Below are 20,459 nucleotides of genomic sequence, written 5' to 3'. Positions count from 1 at the left end.
GTCAAGCATGTCCGGACAGCCTCGAACACCCCGTTTGGGTTATACGGCGAACGCTTGTTCAGGAGCGCCGACGCGCCGCCTCGTACAGCACGATCCCCGCCGCCACACCGGCGTTGAGGGACTCGGCCCCGCCCGGCATCGGAATGCGCACGCGGAAGTCGCACGTCTCGCCGACGAGCCGCGACAGTCCCTTGCCCTCGCTGCCCACGACGATGACCACGGGCCCGTCCAGGGCCGCCAGGTCGCCGAGTTCGGCCTCGCCGTCGGCGGCGAGGCCGACGACCGTGATGCCTGCCTTCTGGTACGACTCCAGCGCCCGGGTGAGGTTGGTGGCGCGGGCCACCGGCGTACGGGCGGCCGTACCGGCGGACGTCTTCCAGGCGCCCGCCGTCATGCCGGCCGCGCGCCGCTCGGGCACGACGACGCCGTGGCCGCCGAAGGCGGAGACGGAGCGGACGACGGCGCCCAGGTTGCGCGGGTCGGTCACGCCGTCGAGCGCGACGATCAGCGGGTCGGCGCCCTCGTCGTGGGCGGCGGCGACCAGGTCCTCGGGGTGCGCGTACTCGTACGGCGGGACCTGGAGCACGAGCCCCTGGTGGTTGAGGCCGTTGGTCATCCGGTCCAGCTCGGGACGCGGCGCCTCCATGAGGTTGATGCCACCGCGCTCGGCGGCGAGCTGGAGAGCCTCGCGCACCCGCTCGTCGTTGTCGATGAACTGCTGGACGTAGAGCGTGGAGGCGGGCACGCCCTCGCGCAGCGCCTCGTAGACCGGGTTGCGGCCGACGACCAGCTCGGACGTCGAACGGCCGCCGCCGCGCCGCTGCTGCGGGCGGCCGCCCGTGGTACGACGGGCCTTCGCGTTGGCGGCGCGTTGCTTGGCGTGCCCCTTGCGCATCTCGGCGGGGGGCGTCGGCCCCTTGCCTTCCAGGCCCCGGCGTCGCTTGCCGCCGCTGCCGACCTGCGCGCCCTTCTTGCCGGACATGCGGCGGTTGTTCGCGGCCATGAGTTACCTGTCTCCGCTCTCTACGGGAGTGTGCGTGGTGCTTGGCGTGGTGGTGCGTCTTATGCAGTGTGCCGCCCGGAGGGCCGGGCGGCACAATCGATCTACGGGTTGATCTACGGACCCGGACCCGGGTCAGCGGGAGCCGAGGCTCCAGCGGGGCCCCTGCGGGCTGTCCTCGATGACCAGTCCGGACTGCCCGAGCTGGTCGCGGATGGCGTCGGCCGTGGCCCAGTCCTTCCGCGCCCGCGCGCCCTCGCGCTGGTCGAGCACGAGCCGTACGAGGCTGTCGACGACGTGCCGCAGGTCCTCGCCCTGCTCCTGCTCCCCGGCCCACTGCGCGTCCAGCGGGTCGAGCCCCAGCACGCCGAGCATGGCCCGCACCTCGGCGAGCCGTGCCACGGCGGCGTCCTTGTCGTCGGCGGCCAGCGCGCTGTTGCCCTGCCGGACGGTGGTGTGCACGATCGCGAGCGCCTGCGGGACGCCCAGGTCGTCGTCCATCGCCTCGGCGAAGGCGGGCGGCACCTCGGCGGCGGGCTCGACGGCGTGGCCGGCCAGCTCGGTGACGCGCTGCACGAAGCCCTCGATCCGCGCATACGCCGACTCGGCCTCGCGCAGGGACTCCTCGCTGTACTCGATGGTGGAGCGGTAGTGCGGGGTGCCGAGGTAGTACCGCAGGACGACCGGACGCCAGTGCTTGACCATCTCGCTCACGAGCACGCTGTTGCCGAGCGACTTGGACATCTTCTCGCCGCTCATGGTGACCCAGGCGTTGTGCACCCAGTAGCGGGCGAAGGCGTCGCCGAACCCCTTGGCCTGGGCGATCTCGTTCTCGTGGTGCGGGAAGATCAGGTCGATCCCGCCCCCGTGGACGTCGAACTCCTCGCCCAGGTACTTGTGCGCCATCGCGGAGCACTCCAGGTGCCAGCCGGGCCGGCCCCGGCCCCACGGCGTCTCCCAGCTGGGCTCACCGGGCTTGGCCGCCTTCCACATGGCGAAGTCGCGCGGGTCCCGCTTGCCGGTCTCGCCCTCCCCGGCGGGCTGGCGCAGCTCGTCGAGGTCCTGGTTGGACAGCGACAGGTAGCCCGGCAGGGACCGTACGTCGAAGTAGACGTTGCCCTCGGCCTCGTAGGCGTGCCCGCGCTCGATGAGGCCGCGCATCATCTCGACCATCTCGGTGATGTGGCCGGTGGCGCGCGGCTCGTACGTCGGCGGCAGGCAGCCGAGGGCGGCGTAGGCGTCGTTGAACGCCCGCTCGTTCTCGTAGCCGATGGACCACCAGGGGCGGTTCTGCTCGGCCGCCTTCCAGATGATCTTGTCGTCGATGTCGGTGACGTTGCGGACGAACGTGACGTCGTAGCCGCGGTACGCGAACCAGCGGCGCATGATGTCGAAGTTCAGCCCCGACCGGATGTGCCCGATGTGCGGGGCGGCCTGCACGGTGGCACCACACAGGTAGATCGAGACACAGCCCGGTGTGAGGGGGGCGAAGTCACGGATCTGCCGGGCGCTGGTGTCGTACAGGCGAATAGTCACGTGTCCAGGGTAGTAGGCGCCGAGCAGTGCCAGGGGCACGCGTACCCCGTTGTTGGGGCCGCTTCTCGTCCCCGCGAGTCGGGTGGCGGGTGGGCAGAGGCCGGGGTCCAGGGGCGGAGCCCCTGGCGGGGCGCGGGGCGGGGCCCTGCACGGCCGGGCAACGCGGGGTGCCCACCCCCGCGCTCAAGACACCCGCACGACCAACGCCGTGGCCACCGCCATCAGCCCCTCCCCCCGCCCCGGGAACCCCAGCCCGTCCGTCGTCGCCCCCGACACGGACACCGGCGCCCCCACCGCCCCCGAGAGCACGGCCTCCGCCTCGTCCCGCCGCTTGCCGATCTTCGGCCGCGCCCCCACCACCTGCACCGCGACGTTCCCGATCCGGAACCCCCGCGCCCGCACGATCCGCGCCGCCTCCGTCAGCAGCGTCACCCCGGACGCCCCGGACCACTCCGGCCGCCCGGTGCCGAAGTGCTGCCCCAGGTCCCCGGCCCCGGCCGCGGAGAACAGCGCGTTGCACGCCGCGTGCGCGACGACGTCCGCGTCGGAGTGCCCGGCGAGCCCGGTGCCCTCGCCCTCCCACTTCAGCCCGGCGCACCACAGCTCACGCCCGTCCTCGAAGGCGTGGATGTCCGTACCGATCCCGACCTGCGGCAGCAGCAGCTGCTGCTGCCCCTGCCCGCCCGCCTCAGAACCCATCGTTCAGCCTCCTGCGCGCCAGTACCGCCTCCGCGAGCACCAGGTCGAGCGGCCGCGTCACCTTGAACGCCTCCTCGTGGCCCGGCACCACCACCACGGCGAGCCCCAGCTGCTCGACCATGCTGGCGTCGTCGGTGACGTCGTCGGTCACCGTCCCGTGGGCCCGCACCAGCGTCGCGCGGTCGAAACCCTGCGGGGTCTGCACCGCCCGCAGCCGCGCCCGCTCGGGGGTCGCCACCACCGGCTCCGGCTCGCCCGGCACCGCCGCGGGCTCGACCTGCTTGACGGTGTCGGCGAGCGGCACGGCCGGCACCACCGCGGGCGCGCCCTCGCGTACGGCGTCGATCACGGCGTCCACCGTGTCCACCGGCACCAGCGGCCGGGCCGCGTCGTGCACGAGGACGATGTCGTACTCGGGCGGCAGCGCGTCCAGGCCGAGCCGTACCGACTCCTGCCGGGTCTCGCCGCCGGGCACCACGACGAAGTCCGTCCTCTCGGGCAGCGCGTGCGCGTCGAGGAGGCTCTTGACCTCGCCCGCGCCGTCGGGCGGGGCGACGACCACGACGAGGGAGACCGCGCGGGAGGCGGCCATCGCCCGGACCGCGTGGATGAGCATGGGAGTGCCGCCCAGCGCCCGCAGGGCCTTGGGGGCACCCGGGCCGAGCCGCACCCCCCGGCCCGCGGCCGGAATCACGGCGGCGGTCCTGGCGTGCGGACGGCCCGCGGCGGACGCCTCCGCGGACGTCTCCGCAGGCATCTCCGCAGGCGTCTCGACGGGTGAGGGACGCGATTCGTCAGACATCGGTTCCTGTCAGGTTTGTGTGCTCGACCTAGTTGGGTATGGCCTCACCGTGCCGGGCGCGACGCCTTGACCGGACCCTTCCGTGACCCTGGTCGAGCCAGCAGCCCGGGCCCGGCACGCCAGGACCGGGGGAAACCTCCCGGGATGAGCGTACGAGGATCATCGGCATCCGGACGTCCGGATGCGGGAAACGGTGTCCGGGTACGAACATGCCGCAGCGCCCGGCGACAGCAAAGATGTCATCGGGCACCGCGGCATTTCAGTGCGCTGAACCGAGTGGGTGACGGTCTGCGCCTCGCCTCGGATCCAGTCGGATCAGGAGGCGAGCACCTCGTCGAGCAGGGCCTCCGCCTTGTCCTCGTTGGTGTTCTCCGCGAGAGCCAGCTCGCTCACCAGGATCTGGCGGGCCTTGGCGAGCATGCGCTTCTCACCTGCGGAGAGTCCGCGCTCGCGCTCGCGGCGCCACAGGTCGCGCACGACTTCCGCGACCTTGATGACGTCGCCGGAGGCGAGCTTCTCCAGGTTTGCCTTGTAACGACGCGACCAGTTCGTGGGCTCTTCGGCGTACGGCGCGCGCAGTACTTCGAAGACCCGGTCCAGCCCGTCCTGACCGACCACATCACGCACGCCGACGAACTCCGCATTGTCCGCTGGCACACGTACCGTCAGATCGCCCTGGGCGACCTTCAGCACCAAGTAGGTCTTGTCCACGCCTTTGATCTGGCGAGTTTCGATAGCCTCGATCAGCGCGGCCCCGTGATGGGGATAGACCACGGTGTCGCCAACCTTGAACGTCATGTGACAGGTACCCCTTCCGTGGCTATCCAGGGTAACACGGAAACGGCGTCTTCTGAATGGCGTTTTCGCAGGTCAGGGCATATCTCGGGGCTTGACAACAGCAACAGGAACGTGCTGCGCCGGGCGAGCGGAAGAAAGTATTCGCAGGTCGGAGCCGCTCTCCAGGCCGGTCGAAACACCCACGTCACACACATCCGGAGCCCGCACCACCTGCCCGAAGATCCCGATATGTCCGGTTCCGTGCGTGCGACTTCCGCTACTCCGTTCGGAGGCCGCGGCAGGGTTCCGGACGAATCCGGAATTGATCACGGCGTGCCCCCGACCCGTCCCGAGGTGATCAATTTCCTGGCCGCCCGCGCATTCCTTCACGGAAATTTCGCGTACCGATCCCGACCTGTATGGCGCAGGGCTTCATAGCTGAATGTCGGACGAGTACGAGCCGCTAAACGGCCCACCGGAACAACACCTGCCGGCGCCCCGGCCGGGCGGGGACGGCGCCCGCGCCGCCCCCGGCGCCTACCGCCTGCCGAGCGAAGCCGGACGTCTTCGGGGAGGGTCGGGTGCGGTGGCTCAACAACGGCTCGGTAGCCTGAGGCCGCTGACAGCCACTTAGGGCGGCTTTATCCGTTGCCGCCACCCCGCTCGAGTCCAAGGAGTTGCCGCCGCCGTGAGCAGCAGCCTTCGACGCGGTGCCCTCGCCGCCGCCGCCATCGCGTTCTCGATCGCCTCGCTCGCCGCGTGCGGCGCCGGTCACAACGCCCAGACGCTGGAGATCAAGCCGGACAACGCTGCGACGTCCGTGGGCGACATCAAGGTCCAGAACGCGGTCGTCATCACCCAGCCCGACCTGGAGTCGACCGGCCCGGCCGTGGTCTCCGCCACCCTGTTCAACAGCGGTGACAAGGACCAGACCCTCGAGTCCGTCACCGTGGCCGGTACCGGCAAGTCCGCCGAGCTGAAGCCCGCCAAGGGCGAGAAGGGCGACCTGACCGTACCGGCGGGCGGCCGCCTGATCCTCGGCGGCAAGGACAACGCCGCGGCGGTCCTGCCCAGCAGCCGCGAGGCGGTCCAGGACGGCAACGCCCAGAAGATCACCTTCAACTTCAGCGAGACCGGCGCCGTGAGCCTGCGCGCGTTCGTCGTCCCCGCCGAGAGCTTCTTCGCCGAGTGGGGCCCGAGCGAGACCCCGGCGGCCCCGGGCGCCTCCGGGGAGGCCTCCGCGGAGACCTCGGGCGAACCGGCCGACGGCGAGGCCTCGGGCACCCCGGCGGACGGCGAGACGGCCCCCGGGACGGACGAGGCCACCGGTGGGGCCACCGGCGACACGGACGAGACCGGCACCGGCACCGAGACCGGGACCGGCACTGGCACTGGCACCGAGACCGGCACGGGAACCGAAGCCGGTCACTGAGCACCGTACGGACGCACCGAAAAGACGCACCGTACGGACGCGTCGGCGTACGGCCGAAGGGCGGGACCTCTCTGTGAGGCCCCGCCCTTCGCCGTGTCCGTGGGGCCGCCCCGGTCGGGCGGCCGACGGGCCGGCCTACGGCTCGAACTTGTAGCCCAGCCCGCGCACGGTCACCAGGTACCGCGGCGCGCCCGGGTCGGGCTCGATCTTGGCGCGCAGCCGCTTGACGTGGACGTCGAGGGTCTTGGTGTCACCGACGTAGTCGGCGCCCCAGACCCGGTCGATCAGCTGCATGCGGGTCAGCACCCGGCCCGCGTTGCGCAGCAGCATCTCCAGCAGGTCGAACTCCTTCAGCGGCAGGTCGACCTTGGTGCCGCCGACGGTCACCACGTGCCGGTCCACGTCCATGCGGACGGGCCCGGCCTCCAGGGCGGCGGGGGCGACCTCCTCCGGCTCGCCGCGCCGCCGCAGTACGGCCCGGATGCGGGCGACCAGCTCGCGGGAGGAGAAGGGCTTGGTGACGTAGTCGTCGGCCCCTATCTCCAGCCCGACGACCTTGTCGATCTCGCTGTCCTTGGCCGTCACCATGATCACGGGAACGTTCGAGCGGCCGCGCAGCTGGCGGCAGACCTCGGTGCCCGGCAGGCCGGGCAGCATCAGGTCGAGGAGCACGAGGTCGGCGCCGTTGCGCTCGAACTCGTCGAGTCCGTCGGGGCCGGTGGTCGCGATGGCGACCTCGAAGCCCTCCTTGCGGAGCATGTACGACAGGGCGTCGGAGAAGGACTCCTCGTCCTCGACGACGAGCACACGGGTCACGGAAGGACCTCCGGGGCGGGAAACGTTTCGTACGCGGATGTATGCGGAGAATGCGTGGAATGCGTGGAATGGGGGGTTGAAGGCGACCGCTCGGTCTCGTCGCTGAGCCCGGCGCGGTCGGACCGCCGCTGCGCGCGGTCGCGGGCGAGGCCCGCCTCCGGCAGTCGCAGGGTGAAGGTGGAGCCCTGGCCTTCGGCGCTCCACACCGTGACCTCCCCGCCGTGCGAGGCGACCACGTGCTTGACGATCGCGAGACCCAGACCGGTGCCTCCGGTGGCCCGTGAGCGGGCCGGGTCCACGCGGTAGAAGCGCTCGAAGACCCGCTCCTTGTCCTTCTCCGAGATGCCGATGCCCTGGTCGGTCACGGCGATCTCGATCAGGTCGCCGCCGGGGGCGGCGACGCGGCGGGCGGCTATGCCGACGCGGGTACGGGCCGGCGAGTAGTTGACGGCGTTCTCGACGAGGTTGCCGAGGGCGGCGGCGAGCTGGCCGCGGTTGCCGCGCACGTGCAGATCCGCCGTTCCTCCGGCGGCCATGGTGATCTGCTTCGTACCGGCGGCGTGCCGGCAGCGGTCGATGGCCTCGGCGACCAGCTCGTCCACCCGGACGGGCTCGGCGTCGTCGAGGGGGTCGTCGTTCTGGACCCGGGACAGGTCGATGAGCTCCTGCACCAGGTTCGTCAGCCGGGTCGCCTCGATCTGCATCCGCCCGGCGAACCGCTCCACGGCCTCCGGGTCGTCCGCCGCGTCCATCACGGCCTCGGACAGCAGCGAGAGCGCCCCCACCGGTGTCTTCAGCTCATGGCTCACGTTGGCGACGAAGTCGCGCCGTACGGCCTCGATGCGGCGGGCCTCGGTGAGGTCCTCGACCAGCAGCAGCACCAGCCGCGACCCGAGGGGCGCGACGCGTGCGGAGACGGCGAGGGCCTCCCCCCGACCGTTGCCGCGCCGGGGCAGGTCCAGCTCGACCTGCCGTATCTCTCCGTCCCGCCGGGTGTCCCTGGCCATCTGCAGCATCGGCTCGACGGCGAGCCTGCCACCCCGGACCAGGCCGAGGGCGTACGCCGCCGAGCTGGCCTTGACCACCGCGTCGGCCTCGTCGAGGACGACGGCGGAGGAGCGCAGTACGGAAAGGACGGTGTCCACACCCGGCGGCAGCACGGGGTCCGTGTGCAGCGAGGTGCGCGTAGGGCGCTTCTGCTCCCGCTCGCTCCAGCGGAACGCCAGCACCGCGATGACGCCGGTGAGTACTCCGGCGATCGCTGCCACTGCGGCGACCGCCGCGTTCACGTCCATGTCTCCAGGTTAGGCACGGCGAACCGTCCCGCCCCAGCCATCCGGGTGCGACCTCGAACACTCGTCGCCCAGAGTTCACCTTGGAGCCAGGGACGGTTCATTTGGGGTGCCGGAAACGGACGCGTACAGGCCGGAACGTGTAAGCGTGGGGGCACGGCGAGGGGCGCGAGGCCGTCTTCGAGCCCCCGAAACGGACGTACGAGAGGGAATCCTGATGCGGGACGCGTACCACGAGGAACTTGATTCGATCGGTGACGGTCTGGTGGAGATGGCCCGGCTGGTCGGGTCGGCCATCGGACGCGCCACGACCGCGATCCTCGACTCCGACCTCAAGCTGGCCGAGGCCGTCATCGAGGCGGACCAGAAGGTCGACGACCTCCAGCACGAGCTGGAGGCGCGGGCGATAACCCTGCTGGCCCGGCAGCAGCCGGTGGCGACGGACCTGCGCATCGTCGTCACGTCGCTGCGGATGTCGGCCGACCTGGAGCGTTCGGGCGACCTGGCCCAGCACGTGGCCAAGCTGGCCCGGCTGCGCTACCCCGAGCGTGCGGTGCCGCACGACCTGCACGCGACCATCCTGGAGATGGGCCAGCTCGCGCAGCGCCTGATGGCGAAGGCCGCCGAGGTGATCATCACCAAGGACGTCGACCTGGCCCTCCAGCTGGAGCAGGACGACGACGCGATGGACCTCCTGCACCGCACCCTCTTCCAGCACCTGATGGACGACCGCTGGAAGCACGGCATCGAGACGGCGGTCGACGTCACGCTGCTGGGCCGCTACTACGAGCGCTTCGCCGACCACGCGGTCTCGGTCGCCAAGCGGGTGGTCTACCTCGTCACCGGCGAGCACGCCGACGACCTCCAGGCGGACATCCAGCCGGCGACTCAGGTCGAGGGGGCCTGAGGACCTGAAGGCCTGAGGACCTGAGTCCCGCGCGCGTCAACGGCGCAATGGGGCGCGCGTTCGCTTCCGTGCGCCGTTGATGCGCGGCCGTTCGGGGCGTGCAATGGACCCATACACCCGGGTCCCAGGCACCCGCTTCCAGGAGGAACCATGGCCGATTCCCCCAGCACGAAGCCCGACCCCGCGCAGGAACGCCCCACCGAGCAGCCCACCGAGATCCGCAGCCTCCCGCTGATCGCCGCCTGCGGCTGCGGCTCCGGCTGCGGCTGCGGCTGCCAGTCGGGCAGCCCGTGCCAGTGCGGCTGACGCGGTAGCCCGCGGTAGCCCGCGGCATGCGGTGGACAGTGGTGTGGCGGCCGGCTAGCCCCGGCCGCCACACGGGCGCACCCTGGAAGGAGGACCCTGAAGGGGGTGCGAGACGCCATGGCTCACTTCATGGACGTACACCGTGGGATGCGAGGCATCACCTCGGACCAGTTGCACCAGGCCCACCAGGCCGATCTCGCCGCGGAGAAGGACGAGAACGTCCACTTCGAACAGGCGTGGGCGGACCCGGCCTCCGGCACGATCTACTGCCTCTCCGAGGGGCCGTCGGCCGAGGCGGTCCAGCGCGTGCACGAACGCGCGGGCCACAAGGCGGACGAGATCCACGAAGTCCCCCTGTCGGTATAGGCCGGACAGGCCTCCCGCAGGCGGGTACCGCGTCACCCCGGACTTGAGTACGGGTACTCAGGCCCGGGGCGGGCTCCCGGTCGACCCTGGTTCAGGAGCACGACCACGACCACCACCCCGGGGAGCCCGGATCCCATGAACAGCAGCCAGCCGAACAACGCCCGAACCGACCGGAGCGACCGCAGCGACCGCAGCGACCGCAGCGACCGCATACGCGGCCTCGTCCGCCTGGTCCTCGCCAACCGCGCCTCGGCGGTCTACCTCACCGTGGTCGGCGGCGCGATGGCCCTCGCCGCGGCGCAGCCCCTCTTCGCGACCGGCCCCGACGCGTCCCTCGTCTGGGTCTGGCCGGCCCTGTTCACCTTCCCGGCCTTCGGCTTCGTGGCCTGGCTCGGCGAGGCGGGCTGGGGCGGCGACGCACCGGCGTGGTTCTTCGTCGGCGGCATCGTGCTCTCGGCGCTCGTCCAGTCGCTGGCCCTGGGGGCGGTGTGGCGGGCCCTGCGGGGGCGCCGGGACAAACGCGGCCACCTGACGCCGGCGCACTGACTCCGCCTCCTCCCCCGCCCCCGCCTCTGCCGCCCCCGCCGGTTCCGCCGGTTGCGTCGGCTCCGTCGGCTCCGTCGGCTCCGTCGCCTTCCGGGCCGGACGCGGGTGCGAGAGTGGCCCCATGACGGCACCAGGAACCACGGTCGTGGCGGTCGACGAGGTCGAGGACATCGCGGTGGACGGCCTGCGCTGGCTGACGGGAGCGGCCCGGGAAACTCCCGGCGGCGGCCTCGCCTGGCCGGTCAGGTCCTCGGATGAGGCCGTCGAGCCGATGCTCTACAACGGCACGGCCGGCAACATCCCCGTGCTCCTGGAGGCGTGGCGGCACTTCGGCGACGACGCGTACGCCGACACCGCCCTGCGCGCGGCCCGGGCCCTGGCCGCCCGGGTCGGCGACCTGGAGGACGACTCCCTCTACTTCGGCCGCACGGGACTCGCCCTGGTCCTGCGGACGGTCCACGCCGAACTGGGCGACCCGGCGTCGGGAGAGGCAGCCGACCGCGCCCTCGGCCTGGTCCGCGCCCGCTTCGACGGCACCCGCTGGGGCCAACTCTTCGAGCTGATGGGCGGCAACGCGGGCATCGGCCTGGGCGCCCTCCTGGCCGGCGACCCCGACCTGGCCGTCCTGGCCCTGGAGCCGTACCTGCGTACGGCGGAGCGGACCGCGCACGGCGTCCACTGGCCCCACCGCCCGGACACCGACTCCCGCCTGCACCATGTCTCGCACGGCACCCTCGGCATCGCCCTGGCCCTCGCCCGCGTCGGCGGCGCCACCGGCCGCGGGGACCTGCTCGACCTGGCGCTGTCCGCAACGGCCGACGTCGTGGCCCGGGACTGCGCCGGCCCTGAGGGCTTCCTGGCCCCGCACTCCACCCCGCAGTTCCTCCCGGACCTGATCGACCCGGTCAGCTACGGCTGGTGCCACGGCCCCTCCGGCGACGCCCAGCTCTTCCGCACCCTGCGCGAGGTCACGTCCGACCCCGCCTGGACCGCCCTGGCCGACCGCTGCTGGCACACGGTCACCCGCTCCGGCCTCCCCCGGCGACTGCGCCCCGGCTTCTGGGACAACAACGGCCGCTGCTGCGGCACCGCGGGCGTCCTGGCCCTGGCCTGCGACCGGATCGCCGAGCAGCAGGACGCGTTCGACTTCGCCGACGTCCTGGTCACGGACCTGACCGCCCGCGCCACCCGGGACGGCGAGGGCGCCCGCTGGTCCAACGTCGACTTCCGGTCCACTCCGGGCGAGCTCGAACCCCAGCTCGGCTGGGCGATGGGCAACGCGGGAATCGTCCGCGAGCTGCTCCGCTACGTACGCCAGGCCCGCGGGGGCGAGCCCGGGTACGCCTTCACGTGGCCGGACCAGCCGCCGGTGGCCACCGCGCCGGATCGGTCGCCCGCGCGGTGAGGCGGTGCAGGCGCAGGGCGGCGTCCTGGTCGAAGGAGGCTCCCTTCAGAGAGAGCCGGCGGGTGGTGCGGTAGGCGCTGAACGGTTCGCCCGGGGGTTCGTCCAGGAGGCGGACCATGGGGGCGACCGCCTTGGTCACGGAGGTGGCGAGCAGGGCGAAGGACGCCTTGGTGAGGGTCCGCAGGGGCTGTGGCAGATGCTCGGGCATCCCGGTCGCCACGACTCCGGGGTTGTAGCCGACGTAGCGGACGGGCGTCTCGGGATGGACGGCGCCGTAGGCGACGCCCAGCAGGTCGTTGGCGCGGAAGGACTGGAGAGTGGCCCTGGTCCCGCTGTACCCCGCCGCCAGCTGCGGATCGTCCCAGTGGATCCGGCCGAGCGGGATGCCGGGGGTGCCGACGTTCATGATGACGGGCCGCGGGGCGGACTCCAGCGCGTGACGCAGCCCGTGGCTGAGGACGTACCGGCTCAGGTAGGCGAGCGCGAAGCTGTGCTCGAACCCCTCTGCGGTGACGGTACGGCGCCCGAAGAGCCGGTACCGCTGGGCGCAGAGGACGAGCATGTCGACGGCGGCCCAGGTGCCCTCGATCGTGCTGACGAGTTCGCGGGCGGCCCGGACCGAGGTGAGGTCGCAGCGCAGGAAGACGGCACGGCCGCCGTCGGAGAACGCCGCCGCTTCGGCCAGCAGGGCTTCGCCCTTGGCGGGCGTACTGCCCACGGCGATCACCCGCGCCCCCTGACGCAGGTAGTGCAGTGCGAGCCCCTTGCCGAGCCCGTCGGTACCTCCGGTGATGACCACGGTCCGCATCCCAGCTCCTCAGCCCATGCGGATATCCGATATCCGCTTGCCCGCACCGGGACGGTAGCACGAAGCGGATACGATGTATCCGATTGTGTTCAGGACGGTGGATCGGATTCGGATTCGGCCAGGGAACGGCGGAGGGGCGTGCATGAGCGGCGAGCGACAGTCCGAGGGGGCCGGCACGGAGGCCGACGCGGCACAGGAACGTCCGCTGCGGCGCGACGCGGAAGTGAACCGTCGGCTCATCCTCCGCGCCGGCCGGGAGGTCTTCGCCGTCCGGGGACTGCAGGCCACGCTCAACGACGTCGCGCATCACGCCGGGCTCGGCGTGGGCACCGTCTACCGGAAGTACCCCGACAAGCAGGCGCTGGCCGAGGCGGTCTTCGGCGAGGAGCTCGACGAGATCGCGGCGATGGCGCGGGAAGCCCGGGACGCGGACGACGCCTTCGGTGCCCTGGCCGGCTTCCTGGAAAAGGCCCTGGAACGGGCGGCGCACAACCGCGGGCTGCGCGAACTGATGCGCCGGGGCACCGTGGAGGGCGCGGGTCTCACCCGGGCACGGCAGGCGATCACCGCGCACTGCGAGCACCTCCTGGCCCGGGCCCGCGCCGAGGGCGCGCTGCGGGCCGGGGTCACCGAGGCGGACCTCGCGCCGATCGCCGCGATGCTCGACGCGGTGATGGCCCTGCCCGCCGAGCAGCCCTCCGAGCTGTGGCGCCGCTATCTGATGGTCATCCTCGACGGGCTGCGCGCCCATCCGGGCCGGCCGGAACTGCCCGGGCCCTGACCGGGCGGCGGACGCCGACCGAACCGAACCGCGGCGATCGGGCGCCGTGGCGGCGCCCCCTGCCACGGTGGATGCCGAAGGGAGGCCGCATGATCTCGGCACTGAACCGCCTGGTCGACCTGGTCGAGGAGCACCTCGGCGAGGAGCCGGACGTCCCCGCGCTGGCCACGGGGCTCGGCACGACCGAGTACCACCTGCGCCGGATGTTCTCGTCGCTGGCGGGCATGCCGCTGTCGGAGTACGTCCGCCGGCGCCGTATGACCGTCGCCGCCGCCGACGTCGTACGGGGCGGGGACGACCTGCTGGGCATCGCCGTCCGGTACGGCTACGGCTCCACGGAGGCGTTCGGACGCGCGTTCCGGTCGGTCCACGGCGCCGCCCCGCGCGACGTACGCCGCGACGGCGGCCCCCTTCGGACACAGCCGCAGCTCAGGTTCCGCCTGAGCGTCGAAGGGAGCACCCCCATGGACACCCGCTTCACCGACCGCCCCGCGTTCCGCCTGATCGGCCACGCGACCCGCGTCCCCCTCATCCACGAGGGCGTCAACCCGCACATCCAGCAGCACATCGCCGCCCTCCCCCAGGAGGCCCACGTCCGCCTGAAGTCCCTCGGCGACACGGACCCGGCCGGCCTGCTCCAGGTCAGCGACGACGTGGCGCAGGACAGTCCGGAGGGCACCGAACTGACCTACCTCCACGGCGTGGCCGTCACCGCCGGCACCCCCGCCCCCGACGACCTCGACGCCATCGAGGTACCGGCGGGCACGTGGGCGGTCTTCCGCAGCTCGGGCCCCTACCCGGACGCCCTCCAGACCACCTGGGCGGCCACGGCGTCCGAGTGGTTCCCCTCCAACCCGTGGCGCCTGCGTCCCGGCCCGTCGATCGTCTCCGTCCTGGACCGCGCGGACGACTTCACGACGGCGACGACGGAACTGTGGCTCCCCGTGGAACCGGCCTGAGGAGCTGGCGGCTGATCAGAGCGGCTTCAGGCGGGCCTTGAGCAGACAGAACTCATTGCCCTCGGGATCGGCGAGGACGTGCCACTGCTCCTCGCCGGTCTGCCCGATGTCGGCCGGGCGCGCCCCGAGCTTCAGCAGGCGCTCCAGCTCGGCGTCCTGATCCCGGTCGGTGGCGTTGACGTCGATGTGCAGCCGGGACTTGCCGGGCTCCGGCTCGTCCCGGCGGCTGAGGATGATCGTCGGCTGCGGCCCGCCGAACCCTTCCCGCGGCCCGATCTCGAAGTACTCGTTGTCCTCACGGTCGAGCACGACGAAGTCCAGCACCTCGCACCAGAACCGCGCCAGCGCCTCGGGGTCACGACAACCGAGCACCAGCTCACTGATCCGACAAGCCATGACCGAAACCTGCTCTCAACGTGGGAAGCACGGGCACGAACGCGCTGGTGACCGTACCTGGAGGGTCGGTCGGAGGCGAAGGCTTTTCCACTGCTAGCTTCCGGAAGCATGACGGACGGCGTGTACGTGGGCAACGCGGGCAAGGACGCGGCACTGGACCGGGGATGGCTGCTGGGGCACTTCAAGGACGCCTCCGATCCCCGGCACAGTGAGGACGTCGAGATCAAGTGGGGCGTCCATCCGAAGGGGGACGAGCGCGCCCGATGGGTCACCGGTGAAGACCGCACCGCGCTACAGGTCCTCATCGGCGGACGCTTCCGGGTGGACTTCCCCGGCCGCAGCGTCGTACTGGCCGAACAGGGCGACTACGTCGTGTGGGGCAGGGGCGTCGACCACTCCTGGTACGCGGAGGAGGAGTCCGTGGTCCTGACGGTGCGGTGGCCGTCCGTGCCCGGGTACGCGGTCGCCGCGGAGGACGAATCCGGTGGGCCGGACGCCCGGAACTGACAGTGCGCTCGGTGGCGGTGGAGGCCGCCCCATAGGCTGAGCGCCCGTCCGCACGGCCTGGGGGAGAAATGACCAGTAGGTTCACGGAGTTGGTCCTCGACTGCCACGATCCGGAGCGGCTCGCGGCCTTCTGGTGCGCGGTGCTGGACTTCAAGGTGATCGACCGGGGCGAGGGCAAGGTCGAGATCGGCTCCTGGGAGCCGACGGTCGAGGAGGTCCGGGCCCGCCAGATGCCGCCCACCCTCGTCTTCATCCAGGTGTCCGAGGGCAAGACGGTGAAGAACCGCCTCCACCTCGACGTCAGCCCGGTCGACGGCAGCACCGAGGACGAGGCGTCCAGGCTCCTCGCCCTAGGCGCCAGCAAGGTCGACGTGGGCCAGGGCCCGGGCCGGAGCTGGGTGGTCATGGCCGACCCCGAGGGCAACGAGTTCGACGTCGTACGCAGCCTGGCACCGTCTGCGTAGAGGCTCCCCGCCAACCGACGGCCGGGCTTCGTCGATGGCCAGGAGCGAGACCTGCCGGCGCCGACCGCGCGCCTCTTCAGTACCGACCGCACATCCGTCAACGACGCGAGCGACCGGGATCCCCACCACGATCCAGGGTGCGGCCGAGAAGAGGCAGCAGGCGCTCCCAGTGAAGCCGCAGTGCGGCGGCGTCGAAGGAGTCGGTGTCGGCCATGGTGAAGCCGTGGACGGTGCCGGGGTAGATCTCCGAGGTGTAGCCGACACCCGCCGCGTCCAGGGCCTGGTTCAGCTCGCCGAGGCCCTCCGGCGTCAAGTCGCCCTCGGCGTGGCCGAAGTGGACCTCGGCGGTGAGCTTGGCGAGGCTGCCGGGCCCGTCGGCTCCCACGGGAGCGTGGAACGCGGCGAGGGCGGCCACCTGGCCCGGGTGGGCCACCGCGGTGCGCGTCGCCAGGAGGCCGCCGATGCAGTAGCCGGTCACCGCGACCGGTCCGGGACCGGCCTCGGGCTGAGCGGTGAGGAAGGCGAGGTAGGCGTCGGCGTCACGCAGGACCCGCTCCGCGGTGTGCGCCTCGATCAAGGGCATCAGCTGGGCGAAGACCGCGCCCCGGGCCTCTTCTCCGATGTACTCGGGAAGCTCGATGACCGGCGCCGGGCCGTGCCGGTAGAAGAAGTTGGGCACGAGCACGTAGTACCCGTGCCCGGCCAGTTCGCGGGCCATCTCCCGCAGCACGGGCCGGATCCCGAAACCGTCCGCGTACATCAGCACCGCAGGGTGCCGCTCCCCACCGCCGGGAAAGGCGACGAACGCGTCGGCCTGTCCGTCCGCGGTCGGTATCTGCAACGTCTTGGTGGGCATGAACTCTCCAGTCGTGGTTGATGTATCGAGCTTGTGATCAACACGACGGAGGCGGAGCCCGCGCGGCACCGCGGAATCCTCGATTCGACAGCGGACCGACACCGGCCCGTACGGCACTCAGAAGAGCACCGGGTCACCAATCCGTGTGTGGCGCGAGGCCGTCCCGGTAGTCATGACTCCAGAACATAGCCCAGTTCTCGACGTGCACCGCCGGTGCCGTCGCTTCCTCACTCCGAGGGATAGATGTCCCCGCCCCGCTCCATGCTTTCCTCTTCGCTCTGGCTCTGCAGCCTTCGGGCCTTCTCCTGGAGCCTCTTCCGCTCGTCGGGGTCACTGGCCCGTTCCGAGGCGGCCTTCAGCTCCTGGGCCTTGTCGCGCATCTGCTGGAGCCGGGCGCGAGCTTCTCCGTCTGCACTCATGTGATCCGTCCTCGCATCGTGAGCGGCAATTGCGCATACCAGCGAATCACACACTGCTACCCTCCGCATCCGGTGCGTCACCCACGCTGCGGTCGTCCGGAGACGCTATGCGGCAACGGAGTACGTTCTACTCTGGTCGCGGACCGAGGGGGCGCAGCATGGCCAACGTGGTGGATCTGATCTGCTACCCCGTCAAGGGGTGTGCGGGCACGTCGACGAGCGATGCGCTCCTGACTCCGGCGGGCCTCGCCCACGACCGCAGCTTCATGGTCATCAGCGAGAACGGAATCTTCCGCACGCAACGCCGGCACCCCCGCCTCGCCCTGATCCGGCCCGCCGTCAGCACCGACGGCACGCGCCTGACACTGGACGCGACCGACGGCACGAGCCGCTTCGGCACGCTGTGCCTCGACGTGACGACGTCTGCCCCGCGCCGCGACGTCGACCTCTTCGGCACCGCTTACCAGGGGATCGACCAGGGTGACGAAGCCGCCGCCTGGCTGTCGGAGTTCCTCGGCACCCCCAGCCGTCTGGTCCGCGTCCCGCCGGAGCACAACCGCATCACCGACGGCCTGACCCCCGGCCCGTCCGGCTACGCCGACAGCAGCGCGGTGCACCTCCTGTCCCGCGCCTCCCTCGCCCTCCTCAACCGGCGGATGGCTGATCGCGGCGCCCCGATCCTGCCGATGAACCGCTTCCGCCCGAACATCGTCGTCGACAGCCACGAGAGCCACGACCACGGCAGCGGCGACGACCGGGCAGCCCTGCCGCACGCCGAGGATCGCGCCCGCCGCATCTCCATCGGCGGTGCCGAGTTGGGCTATGCCAAGCTCGCGGTGCGCTGTGCCGTCACCCTGGTTGACCAGGAGGCCGGAGCACGGCGGGGACCGGAACCACTGCGCACACTGGCGAGCTACCGGCGAGCGGCAAGCGGCGGCGTGGTCTTCGGCGCCAAGTTCTCCGTGATCACGCCGGGCAAGCTGTCGGTCGGCGACGAGGTCGTCGTACAGGAGTGGGGCGACGCCGAACTGCAGGATGGACTGCTCTCTCCATGACACCCTGGACGTCTTTGCTGCCAGGCACGAGGTACTGAGGGCGGAGCAGAGACAGCAAGAAGCCCCCTGCCCGGCGGAGGACCCGCAGGCAGGGGGCCTGTTCGTGGGCGCTTACTTCTTCTTGCCCTGGTTCTTCACGGCCTCGATCGCTGCCGCGGCCGCGTCCGGGTCCAGGTAGGTCCCGCCGGGGTTGACCGGCTTGAACTCGGCGTCGAGCTCGTAGGACAGCGGGATGCCCGTCGGGATGTTCAGGCCCGCGATGTCGGCGTCCGAGATGCCGTCGAGGTGCTTGACCAGGGCGCGCAGCGAGTTGCCGTGGGCGGCGACCAGGACCGTGCGGCCGGTGAGGAGGTCGGGGACGATCGCGTCGAACCAGTACGGGAGCATGCGGCCGACGACGTCCTTGAGGCACTCCGTCTGCGGGCGCAGCTCCGGCGGGAGCATCGCGTAACGCGGGTCGGAGAACTGGGAGTACTCGGCGTCGCGGTCCAGCGCGGGCGGCGGGGTGTCGTAGGAGCGGCGCCACAGCATGAACTGCTCCTCGCCGAACTCCGCGAGGGTCTGCGCCTTGTCCTTGCCCTGGAGGGCGCCGTAGTGGCGCTCGTTCAGGCGCCAGTGGCGGTGGACCGGGATCCAGTGGCGGTCGGCGGCCTCCAGCGCGAGCTGGGCCGTGCGGATCGCGCGCTTCTGGACGGACGTGTGGACCACGTCGGGCAGCAGGCCGGCGTCCTTGAGCAGCTCGCCGCCGCGCGTCGCCTCCTTCTCGCCCTTCGGGGTGAGGTTGACGTCCACCCAGCCGGTGAACAGGTTCTTCTCGTTCCACTCGCTCTCGCCGTGGCGGAGGAGGATCAGCTTGTACGGTGCGTCGGCCATGCTCCCGAGCGTAATCCAAGGCCCTGATCCCCCGCGCGTGCGCCCGGTGGGCGGACGGTTGACGGGAAGTGTTAATTGAATGGCTTCCCCGAGAGAGCCGTTTGTAAGTTGTGCTTACCGCATCAGCCGCTTACAGCGATCTCAATCACCTCGGGGGACCCATGCCAGTCGTCGGACTCAGACGTGCCGCACGCGAGACCGTCTCCGGGCTCCCCCGCGAGTTCTGGTGGCTGTGGACCAGCACCCTGGTCAACCGTCTCGGTGCCTTCGTCGCGACCTTCATGGCGCTGTACCTGACCATCGACCGCGGCTACTCCGCCTCGTACGCCGGTCTGGTCGCCGCCCTGCACGGGCTCGGCGGGGTCGTGTCCTCGCTGGGCGCCGGGGTGATGACCGACCGGCTGGGGCGGCGGCCCACGCTGCTGGTCGCGCAGACCTCCACCGCGCTGTCGGTCGCGCTGCTCGGCTTCATGCGGGACCCGGTGGCCATCGCCGCCGTCGCCTTCCTGGTCGGCATGGCGAGCAACGCCTCCCGGCCGGCGGTGCAGGCGATGATGGCGGACATCGTGCGGCCCGAGGACCGTATCCGGGCGTTCTCGCTCAACTACTGGGCGATCAACCTCGGCTTCGCGATCTCCTCCATGGCGGCCGGGTTCATCGCCGAGTACAGCTATCTCGCCGGGTTCATGATCGAGGCCGGTATGACGCTGGTGTGCGCCGTGCTCGTCTTCGTGAAGCTGCCCGAGTCGCGGCCCAAGGAGCACGCCGACGACACGTCCGGCGGCGGGGACGCGGTGCCCGTCTCGCTCGGGACCGTGCTGCGCGACGGGCGGTACATGGGGGTCGTCGGGCTGTCCTTCCTCATCGCGCTGATCTTCCAGCAGGCCTACGTCGGGCTGCCCGTCGCCATGGGCGAGGCCGGGTTCACGCCCGCCGACTTCGGCATGGCGATCGCCGTCAACGGTGTGCTGATCGTCGTACTGCAGATTCCCGTCACGCGGTTCATCCAGCACCGCGATCCGCGGCTGCTGCTCATCGGCTCGGCGTTGCTGGCCGGGTACGGGTTCGGGCTCACCGCCTTCGCCGGGTCGGTCGCGGTGTTCGCCCTCACCGTGTGCGTGTGGACGCTGGCCGAGGTCGTCAACGCGCCGACGCAGACCGGGCTCGTCGTCCGGCTGTCGCCCTTGCACGGGCGCGGGCGGTACCAGGGGATGTACTCCATGTCCTGGGCGGTCGCCGCCCTCGTCGCCCCGCTGATGTCCGGGTTCGTCATCGACCACTGGGGCGCCGAGTGGCTGTGGGGCATCTGCGCCGTCGTCGGCACCGTGGCGGCGGCCGGGTACTGGGGGCTCATGCGGGGCCTGCCGGACGACGCCGACGAGGCACCGGTTGCCCAGGAGTCGTCCGTCGCCCCGGCAGCCCGGGTCGACGCCGACGCCGGCGCCGTCTGATCCAGC

At 71.5% G+C, this 20,459-nt stretch carries 24 protein-coding genes; 12 read left to right on the top strand and 12 right to left on the bottom strand.

All coding sequences use genetic code 11. The features are described from left to right. Window positions 1-58: 58 nt before the first annotated feature. The 5 genes from rlmB to ACFYZ3_RS34235 all read right to left on the bottom strand — a co-directional run bounded on the left by rlmB (window position 59) and on the right by ACFYZ3_RS34235 (window position 4,835). A complete protein-coding gene (gene rlmB, locus ACFYZ3_RS34255) occupies window positions 59-1,003 on the bottom strand; it encodes a 23S rRNA (guanosine(2251)-2'-O)-methyltransferase RlmB (protein WP_356864798.1) in 945 nt (314 codons plus the stop codon). A gap of 132 nt (window positions 1,004-1,135) precedes the next feature. Continuing rightward, window positions 1,136-2,536, bottom strand: coding sequence for a cysteine--tRNA ligase (cysS, locus tag ACFYZ3_RS34250; protein WP_388526109.1), 1,401 nt, complete (start codon window positions 2,534-2,536; stop codon window positions 1,136-1,138). 183 nt (window positions 2,537-2,719) lie between these two features. Next, window positions 2,720-3,235: a 2-C-methyl-D-erythritol 2,4-cyclodiphosphate synthase gene (gene ispF / locus ACFYZ3_RS34245; protein WP_388526106.1), complete on the bottom strand. Its 516-nt coding sequence runs from the start codon at window positions 3,233-3,235 to the stop codon at window positions 2,720-2,722. Beyond that, window positions 3,225-4,037, bottom strand: a complete 813-nt coding sequence (gene ispD / locus ACFYZ3_RS34240; protein ID WP_388526103.1) for a 2-C-methyl-D-erythritol 4-phosphate cytidylyltransferase — start codon at window positions 4,035-4,037, stop codon at window positions 3,225-3,227. Before ispD ends, ispF begins: the two co-directional genes overlap by 11 nt. Before the next feature lie 315 nt (window positions 4,038-4,352). Beyond that, the gene (locus tag ACFYZ3_RS34235) at window positions 4,353-4,835 is read right to left on the bottom strand and encodes a CarD family transcriptional regulator (protein ID WP_003953493.1); all 483 of its coding nucleotides are present in this window, start codon (window positions 4,833-4,835) and stop codon (window positions 4,353-4,355) included. Between the two features lie 667 nt (window positions 4,836-5,502). On the opposite strand from ACFYZ3_RS34235, the gene ACFYZ3_RS34230 reads away from it, so the two are divergent. Then, window positions 5,503-6,246, top strand: a complete 744-nt coding sequence (locus ACFYZ3_RS34230) for a DUF461 domain-containing protein (RefSeq protein WP_388526100.1) — start codon at window positions 5,503-5,505, stop codon at window positions 6,244-6,246. A gap of 135 nt (window positions 6,247-6,381) precedes the next feature. Here ACFYZ3_RS34230 and ACFYZ3_RS34225 read toward each other — a convergent pair whose 3' ends face one another. Both ACFYZ3_RS34225 and ACFYZ3_RS34220 read right to left on the bottom strand, forming a co-directional pair. After that, the gene (locus ACFYZ3_RS34225; protein WP_003974745.1) at window positions 6,382-7,062 is read right to left on the bottom strand and encodes a response regulator transcription factor; all 681 of its coding nucleotides are present in this window, start codon (window positions 7,060-7,062) and stop codon (window positions 6,382-6,384) included. Beyond that, a complete protein-coding gene (locus ACFYZ3_RS34220; RefSeq protein WP_388526097.1) occupies window positions 7,059-8,357 on the bottom strand; it encodes a sensor histidine kinase in 1,299 nt (432 codons plus the stop codon). The genes ACFYZ3_RS34225 and ACFYZ3_RS34220 overlap by 4 nt, the downstream gene beginning before the upstream one ends. Window positions 8,358-8,571: 214 nt before the next feature. Here ACFYZ3_RS34220 and phoU point away from each other — a divergent pair, with 214 nt between their 5' ends. The 5 genes from phoU to ACFYZ3_RS34195 all read left to right on the top strand — a co-directional run bounded on the left by phoU (window position 8,572) and on the right by ACFYZ3_RS34195 (window position 11,884). Then, the gene (phoU, locus tag ACFYZ3_RS34215) at window positions 8,572-9,261 is read left to right on the top strand and encodes a phosphate signaling complex protein PhoU (protein WP_109035183.1); all 690 of its coding nucleotides are present in this window, start codon (window positions 8,572-8,574) and stop codon (window positions 9,259-9,261) included. A 150-nt stretch (window positions 9,262-9,411) separates the two neighbouring features. Continuing rightward, complete coding sequence (locus ACFYZ3_RS34210; RefSeq protein ID WP_164883312.1) at window positions 9,412-9,567, top strand: hypothetical protein; 156 nt, start codon at window positions 9,412-9,414, stop codon at window positions 9,565-9,567. Between the two features lie 117 nt (window positions 9,568-9,684). Further along, window positions 9,685-9,933 (top strand): SCO4226 family nickel-binding protein, encoded by a 249-nt coding sequence (locus ACFYZ3_RS34205; RefSeq protein ID WP_388526093.1) that lies wholly within the window; start codon window positions 9,685-9,687, stop codon window positions 9,931-9,933. 135 nt (window positions 9,934-10,068) lie between these two features. Further along, the gene (locus ACFYZ3_RS34200) at window positions 10,069-10,479 is read left to right on the top strand and encodes an SCO4225 family membrane protein (RefSeq protein ID WP_388526090.1); all 411 of its coding nucleotides are present in this window, start codon (window positions 10,069-10,071) and stop codon (window positions 10,477-10,479) included. A 121-nt stretch (window positions 10,480-10,600) separates the two neighbouring features. Continuing rightward, entirely contained in the window at window positions 10,601-11,884 is a 1,284-nt protein-coding gene (locus ACFYZ3_RS34195) for a lanthionine synthetase LanC family protein (RefSeq protein WP_388526087.1), read from the top strand. On the opposite strand, the gene ACFYZ3_RS34190 is transcribed toward ACFYZ3_RS34195, so the two are convergent. Then, window positions 11,826-12,692, bottom strand: a complete 867-nt coding sequence (locus ACFYZ3_RS34190) for an SDR family NAD(P)-dependent oxidoreductase (RefSeq protein WP_388526084.1) — start codon at window positions 12,690-12,692, stop codon at window positions 11,826-11,828. The two genes, ACFYZ3_RS34195 and ACFYZ3_RS34190, sit on opposite strands and share 59 nt — an antisense overlap. A 142-nt stretch (window positions 12,693-12,834) precedes the next feature. Here ACFYZ3_RS34190 and ACFYZ3_RS34185 point away from each other — a divergent pair, with 142 nt between their 5' ends. Then, window positions 12,835-13,473: a TetR/AcrR family transcriptional regulator gene (locus ACFYZ3_RS34185; protein WP_388526081.1), complete on the top strand. Its 639-nt coding sequence runs from the start codon at window positions 12,835-12,837 to the stop codon at window positions 13,471-13,473. A gap of 89 nt (window positions 13,474-13,562) precedes the next feature. Next, window positions 13,563-14,432, top strand: coding sequence for a GyrI-like domain-containing protein (locus ACFYZ3_RS34180; protein WP_388526078.1), 870 nt, complete (start codon window positions 13,563-13,565; stop codon window positions 14,430-14,432). A gap of 15 nt (window positions 14,433-14,447) precedes the next feature. Here ACFYZ3_RS34180 and ACFYZ3_RS34175 read toward each other — a convergent pair whose 3' ends face one another. After that, a complete protein-coding gene (locus ACFYZ3_RS34175) occupies window positions 14,448-14,828 on the bottom strand; it encodes a VOC family protein (protein ID WP_361012621.1) in 381 nt (126 codons plus the stop codon). Between the two features lie 108 nt (window positions 14,829-14,936). Here ACFYZ3_RS34175 and ACFYZ3_RS34170 point away from each other — a divergent pair, with 108 nt between their 5' ends. Together ACFYZ3_RS34170 and ACFYZ3_RS34165 are read left to right on the top strand one after the other, a co-directional pair. Further along, window positions 14,937-15,335 (top strand): signal peptidase I, encoded by a 399-nt coding sequence (locus tag ACFYZ3_RS34170; protein WP_388526074.1) that lies wholly within the window; start codon window positions 14,937-14,939, stop codon window positions 15,333-15,335. A 68-nt stretch (window positions 15,336-15,403) separates the two neighbouring features. Then, the gene (locus ACFYZ3_RS34165; protein ID WP_388526071.1) at window positions 15,404-15,799 is read left to right on the top strand and encodes a VOC family protein; all 396 of its coding nucleotides are present in this window, start codon (window positions 15,404-15,406) and stop codon (window positions 15,797-15,799) included. Between the two features lie 97 nt (window positions 15,800-15,896). On the opposite strand, the gene ACFYZ3_RS34160 is transcribed toward ACFYZ3_RS34165, so the two are convergent. Together ACFYZ3_RS34160 and ACFYZ3_RS34155 are read right to left on the bottom strand one after the other, a co-directional pair. Further along, window positions 15,897-16,655: a dienelactone hydrolase family protein gene (locus tag ACFYZ3_RS34160; RefSeq protein ID WP_388526068.1), complete on the bottom strand. Its 759-nt coding sequence runs from the start codon at window positions 16,653-16,655 to the stop codon at window positions 15,897-15,899. A gap of 227 nt (window positions 16,656-16,882) precedes the next feature. Then, a complete protein-coding gene (locus tag ACFYZ3_RS34155) occupies window positions 16,883-17,074 on the bottom strand; it encodes a DUF6381 family protein (RefSeq protein ID WP_388526065.1) in 192 nt (63 codons plus the stop codon). A gap of 158 nt (window positions 17,075-17,232) precedes the next feature. Here ACFYZ3_RS34155 and ACFYZ3_RS34150 point away from each other — a divergent pair, with 158 nt between their 5' ends. Beyond that, entirely contained in the window at window positions 17,233-18,129 is an 897-nt protein-coding gene (locus tag ACFYZ3_RS34150; protein ID WP_388526062.1) for an MOSC domain-containing protein, read from the top strand. A 111-nt stretch (window positions 18,130-18,240) separates the two neighbouring features. Here the strand turns inward: ACFYZ3_RS34150 and ACFYZ3_RS34145 are convergent, their stop codons facing one another. Further along, window positions 18,241-19,002: a phosphoglyceromutase gene (locus ACFYZ3_RS34145; protein WP_361012597.1), complete on the bottom strand. Its 762-nt coding sequence runs from the start codon at window positions 19,000-19,002 to the stop codon at window positions 18,241-18,243. A 161-nt stretch (window positions 19,003-19,163) separates the two neighbouring features. Between ACFYZ3_RS34145 and ACFYZ3_RS34140 the strand changes: the two genes are divergently transcribed. Next, complete coding sequence (locus tag ACFYZ3_RS34140; RefSeq protein ID WP_388526059.1) at window positions 19,164-20,453, top strand: MDR family MFS transporter; 1,290 nt, start codon at window positions 19,164-19,166, stop codon at window positions 20,451-20,453. Window positions 20,454-20,459: the final 6 nt, after the last annotated feature.

The sequence above is a fragment of the Streptomyces sp. NPDC001599 genome (genome assembly GCF_042893535.1).
Taxonomy (GTDB): Bacteria; Actinomycetota; Actinomycetes; order Streptomycetales; family Streptomycetaceae; genus Streptomyces.
This window is presented reverse-complemented; position numbering and strand designations above follow the sequence as displayed.

What these genes read in the sequence shown, in the direction of transcription:
- ACFYZ3_RS34205 (WP_388526093.1), top strand. Translation starts at nt 9,685, where the DNA reads ATGGCTCACTTCATGGACGTACACCGTGGGATGCGAGGCATCACCTCG.
- phoU (WP_109035183.1), top strand. Translation starts at nt 8,572, where the DNA reads ATGCGGGACGCGTACCACGAGGAACTTGATTCGATCGGTGACGGTCTG.
- ACFYZ3_RS34155 (WP_388526065.1), bottom strand. Translation starts at nt 17,074, where the DNA reads ATGAGTGCAGACGGAGAAGCTCGCGCCCGGCTCCAGCAGATGCGCGAC.
- ACFYZ3_RS34145 (WP_361012597.1), bottom strand. Translation starts at nt 19,002, where the DNA reads ATGGCCGACGCACCGTACAAGCTGATCCTCCTCCGCCACGGCGAGAGC.
- ACFYZ3_RS34180 (WP_388526078.1), top strand. Translation starts at nt 13,563, where the DNA reads ATGATCTCGGCACTGAACCGCCTGGTCGACCTGGTCGAGGAGCACCTC.
- ispF (WP_388526106.1), bottom strand. Translation starts at nt 3,235, where the DNA reads ATGGGTTCTGAGGCGGGCGGGCAGGGGCAGCAGCAGCTGCTGCTGCCG.
- ACFYZ3_RS34220 (WP_388526097.1), bottom strand. Translation starts at nt 8,357, where the DNA reads ATGGACGTGAACGCGGCGGTCGCCGCAGTGGCAGCGATCGCCGGAGTA.
- ACFYZ3_RS34140 (WP_388526059.1), top strand. Translation starts at nt 19,164, where the DNA reads ATGCCAGTCGTCGGACTCAGACGTGCCGCACGCGAGACCGTCTCCGGG.
- ACFYZ3_RS34190 (WP_388526084.1), bottom strand. Translation starts at nt 12,692, where the DNA reads ATGCGGACCGTGGTCATCACCGGAGGTACCGACGGGCTCGGCAAGGGG.
- ACFYZ3_RS34235 (WP_003953493.1), bottom strand. Translation starts at nt 4,835, where the DNA reads ATGACGTTCAAGGTTGGCGACACCGTGGTCTATCCCCATCACGGGGCC.
- ACFYZ3_RS34185 (WP_388526081.1), top strand. Translation starts at nt 12,835, where the DNA reads ATGAGCGGCGAGCGACAGTCCGAGGGGGCCGGCACGGAGGCCGACGCG.
- ACFYZ3_RS34165 (WP_388526071.1), top strand. Translation starts at nt 15,404, where the DNA reads ATGACCAGTAGGTTCACGGAGTTGGTCCTCGACTGCCACGATCCGGAG.
- ACFYZ3_RS34210 (WP_164883312.1), top strand. Translation starts at nt 9,412, where the DNA reads ATGGCCGATTCCCCCAGCACGAAGCCCGACCCCGCGCAGGAACGCCCC.
- ACFYZ3_RS34170 (WP_388526074.1), top strand. Translation starts at nt 14,937, where the DNA reads ATGACGGACGGCGTGTACGTGGGCAACGCGGGCAAGGACGCGGCACTG.
- ACFYZ3_RS34150 (WP_388526062.1), top strand. Translation starts at nt 17,233, where the DNA reads ATGGCCAACGTGGTGGATCTGATCTGCTACCCCGTCAAGGGGTGTGCG.
- rlmB (WP_356864798.1), bottom strand. Translation starts at nt 1,003, where the DNA reads ATGGCCGCGAACAACCGCCGCATGTCCGGCAAGAAGGGCGCGCAGGTC.
- ACFYZ3_RS34160 (WP_388526068.1), bottom strand. Translation starts at nt 16,655, where the DNA reads ATGCCCACCAAGACGTTGCAGATACCGACCGCGGACGGACAGGCCGAC.
- ispD (WP_388526103.1), bottom strand. Translation starts at nt 4,037, where the DNA reads ATGTCTGACGAATCGCGTCCCTCACCCGTCGAGACGCCTGCGGAGATG.
- ACFYZ3_RS34175 (WP_361012621.1), bottom strand. Translation starts at nt 14,828, where the DNA reads ATGGCTTGTCGGATCAGTGAGCTGGTGCTCGGTTGTCGTGACCCCGAG.
- ACFYZ3_RS34195 (WP_388526087.1), top strand. Translation starts at nt 10,601, where the DNA reads ATGACGGCACCAGGAACCACGGTCGTGGCGGTCGACGAGGTCGAGGAC.
- ACFYZ3_RS34200 (WP_388526090.1), top strand. Translation starts at nt 10,069, where the DNA reads ATGAACAGCAGCCAGCCGAACAACGCCCGAACCGACCGGAGCGACCGC.